This window comes from Mesorhizobium sp. M2A.F.Ca.ET.037.01.1.1 (genome assembly GCF_003998075.1).
Taxonomy (GTDB): domain Bacteria; phylum Pseudomonadota; class Alphaproteobacteria; order Rhizobiales; family Rhizobiaceae; genus Mesorhizobium.
Genome location: NZ_RZSA01000811.1, coordinates 1 through 3,076 on the forward strand (window position 1 = coordinate 1; position 3,076 = coordinate 3,076).

The 3,076-nt window shown below is 65.1% G+C and carries 4 protein-coding genes and 1 pseudogene; 2 read left to right on the forward strand and 3 right to left on the reverse strand.

Going from position 1 to position 3,076, the window contains the following annotated elements:
• The 3 genes from EOA27_RS29390 to EOA27_RS29400 form a co-directional block, all read right to left on the reverse strand.
• Positions 1 to 336, reverse strand: a 336-nt coding sequence (locus EOA27_RS29390; protein ID WP_189562148.1) for a biotin transporter BioY, incomplete at its 3' end; no start/stop codon positions are given.
• A 323-nt stretch (positions 337 to 659) separates the two neighbouring features.
• Complete coding sequence (locus EOA27_RS29395) at positions 660 to 1,325, reverse strand: GntR family transcriptional regulator (protein WP_126062266.1); 666 nt, start codon at positions 1,323 to 1,325, stop codon at positions 660 to 662.
• A 106-nt stretch (positions 1,326 to 1,431) separates the two neighbouring features.
• Positions 1,432 to 2,445 (reverse strand): polyprenyl synthetase family protein, encoded by a 1,014-nt coding sequence (locus tag EOA27_RS29400; RefSeq protein ID WP_127257872.1) that lies wholly within the window; start codon positions 2,443 to 2,445, stop codon positions 1,432 to 1,434.
• Positions 2,446 to 2,624: 179 nt separating this feature from the next.
• Between EOA27_RS29400 and EOA27_RS29405 the strand changes: the two genes are divergently transcribed.
• Positions 2,625 to 2,849 (forward strand): DUF2007 domain-containing protein, encoded by a 225-nt coding sequence (locus EOA27_RS29405; RefSeq protein ID WP_126078607.1) that lies wholly within the window; start codon positions 2,625 to 2,627, stop codon positions 2,847 to 2,849.
• Positions 2,849 to 3,076: pseudogene (locus tag EOA27_RS29410) on the forward strand (methyltransferase); the annotation flags it as partial. The gene EOA27_RS29405 and the pseudogene EOA27_RS29410, both read left to right, overlap by 1 nt.

Sequence of the window (3,076 nt, forward strand, 5' to 3'; positions counted from 1 at the left end):
GACCGGGAAGGCGAAGAGGTAGCCGCCGGTCGGACCGACGAAATGCTGCACGCCGGCGGCGCCGCCCGCCAGAACCGGAAAGCCGGCCGCGCCTTCAACCAACCAGGCGGCGATGGTCAGCGCGCCGAAGCGCCAGCCGTAGAGCGCGCCGACCAGCGTGACGGCGAAGGTCTGCATGGTCACCGGAACCGGCACCATCGGCACCTCGATGTAGGAGGACAGCGCCAAGAACAGCGAGCCGATGATCACGGCGCCGATCTGCCAGGCGAGCGAACGGCTGTGCAGCTTGAGCGGGCTGAAGGACGGCTTGTCGATCGAAACGGTTGCGTTGGTCACGGTGTCTTCCCTGGTTGGTATGAAATTATAGATAATTTTGCGACTTCATCTATTATCGAATCCATATTTTGAAACGGATAGCAAGCCTGCAGGTTCGTCATCCACGGGCGGAGCGGGAGCGAAGCGGACGCGGAGACCCGAGGATCCATGCCGTGACGCATGGGCGTCGGGACGATGCAAAACGGCGCTATGTTCTGCACCGCCTCTATTTTTCGGCGAAGGTAACGGCATGGATTCCAGGGTCTGCGCGCGTCGCTTCGCTCCTTGCTCCGCCCTGGAATGACGAAGTTGAGAGGCCTCGGCTAATTGCCAATCGCCCGTCACTACCCCACGATGGCGAAGGCGTCGCGGGTGCGGCCGGAGGCGGTCTTGACCGGCTTCTGGCCGATCCATTGCACGTGGCGGCCGAGCGTGGCGGCGGCCGATTCGGTGTTGCCTTGCCGCAGCGCGCTGAGAATCGCCCGGTGGTCCTGGTCGGTGCGGGTTTCCCACTCCGAGCGCCAGGCGGCGAACAGGAAGCGCGCGCTCGCCGCGTGCAGGTCGTCGATGGTGGAGAGCAGGCGCGGCATGTTGCAGGGCGCCAGGATAAGCCGGTGGAAGGTGCGGTTGGCCTCTTCCCAGGAGCGGACGTCGCGGGATTTGTCGCCAGCCTTGGTCGCTTCCTCGGCCTGGTCGAGGATCGACGCCGTCAGATGCGGCGCGGCATGTCGCAGCGCCAGCACTTCCAGCGCCGCGCGCATCTCGGCCACCTCCCTTACCTCACCGAGATCGAAGGAGGCGACGCGCACGCCGCGCCTGGGCTCGCTGATCGCCAGGCCTTGCGCCTCCAGGCGGCGAAAGGCCTCGCGCACCGGGACGTGGCTGGTTTTGAATTCCTCGGCGACATGGTCCTGGCGCAGCCGCGAGCCGGGCTCGATCGCGCCCGAAATGATGCGGTCCGCCAGTTCCTTGCTGATGCGGACGGCGATCGTGTCTTCTGTGCTGGCCATATTTATAGATAATTTGCCGGGCCGCTCTTTGTCGAGACGGCCAAAGCGGGATTCACAGGCGCCCTGCCCGGCGAATGCCAGCCAAGTCCCAGGAAGACAGACAGGCTCAGTTGACGCGGCTGATGCAGAAATCGATGACGTCGAGCAGCGCCGACTTCTGCGGCGTCGCTTCCAGCGGCGCCAGCGCGTCGCGGGCGATCTCGCCGAAATGGCGGGCGCGGCTGATCGTGTCGGCGATGGCGCCGTGGCGGGCCATCAGGCCGATCGCCTTTTCGAGCCCGGCATCGTCGGTGACGTTTTCCTCGATGGCGCGCTTCCAGAAGCTGCGCTCGGCCTTGGTGCCGCGCCGGTAGGCGAGGATCACCGGCAGCGTCACCTTGCCCTCGCGGAAATCGTCGCCGACATTCTTGCCGAGATCCGTGCTCGACCCGCCATAATCCAGCGCGTCGTCGATGAGCTGGAAGGCAAGGCCGAGATTCATGCCGTAGGAGCGCAATGCGGCGCGGTCGGTGCGCGAGGCCTGGGCGATCACCGGCCCGACTTCGGCGGCGGCCGAGAACAGCGCCGCGGTCTTGGCCTTGATGACGGCGAAATGCTCGTCCTCGGTGGTGTCGAGGTTCTTGGCGGCGGCAAGCTGCATCACCTCGCCCTCGGCGATGATGGAGGCGGCGGTCGACAGGATGTCCAACGCTTCCAGCGAGCCGACCTCGACCATCATGCGGAAGGCCTGGCCGAGCAGGAAATCGCCGACCAGAACGCTCGCCTGGTTGCCCCAGATCATGCGCGCCGTCTTCTTGCCGCGGCGCAAGGCGCTCTCGTCGACCACGTCGTCATGCAGAAGCGTCGCCGTGTGCATGAATTCGACCGCGGTGGCGAGCTTGACATGGCCTTCGCCCGAATAGCCGAACATCTGCGCGGCGGCGAGCGTCAGCATGGGCCTGAGCCGCTTGCCGCCGGAAGAGATCAGGTGGTTGGCGATCTCCGGGATCATCTCGACGTCGGAGCCGGCCTTGGACAGGATCAGTTCGTTGACGCGTCCCATGTCGGCGGCCGTCAGATCGATCAGATCATTGATGGAAGCGGGTTCCCGCTTTCCTTCGATGTTGAGAACGACACCCACCACGACAACTCCCGTCTACATTGACGCGCACGAGCAGCGCGCACCCACGGCACCCTTTGATCCCGCGCCGACTCTAGGGCGGCACAACCGGACACGGCAAGAGGCGAATTGGCGCGCTCTGCCGACGCTGTGTTTACCCGCACGTTTACATGAACGCCGCAACCTGCGATTTTCGTTCCATGATCGAGCTTGTCCGCACCAATGACGCCGTCGTGATCTCCTTTGTCGAATCGCTGATGCGCGACGCCGGCATCGCCTGTTTCGTCGCCGACCTGAATATGAGCGTGCTGGAAGGGTCCATCGGCCTTTTGCAGAAGCGTGTCATGGTCGACGCCGACAAGGCCGACGTGGCGCGCCGCATCCTCAAGGATGCCGGCATCGAAAACGAGATCCGCCAAAAATAATGGCAGCGACAACCGCCCCAGATACGCCGGCGCATACGGTCGATGCCTTCCATCGCGGACGCTTCTGGCTGGTGCAGCCTAGCCAGGGCGGTCATCGAGCCGGCATGGACGCCATGATGCTGGCGGCCGCCGTGCCGTCCCGCTTTTCCGGCCGGCTCGCCGATTTCGGCGCCGGGGCTGGTGCTGCCGCGCTTGCCGTGCTGTCGCGGTGTCCGTCGGCGCAGGCC

What these genes read in the sequence shown, in the direction of transcription:
- EOA27_RS29395 (WP_126062266.1), bottom strand. Translation starts at nt 1,325, where the DNA reads ATGGCCAGCACAGAAGACACGATCGCCGTCCGCATCAGCAAGGAACTG.
- EOA27_RS29405 (WP_126078607.1), top strand. Translation starts at nt 2,625, where the DNA reads ATGATCGAGCTTGTCCGCACCAATGACGCCGTCGTGATCTCCTTTGTC.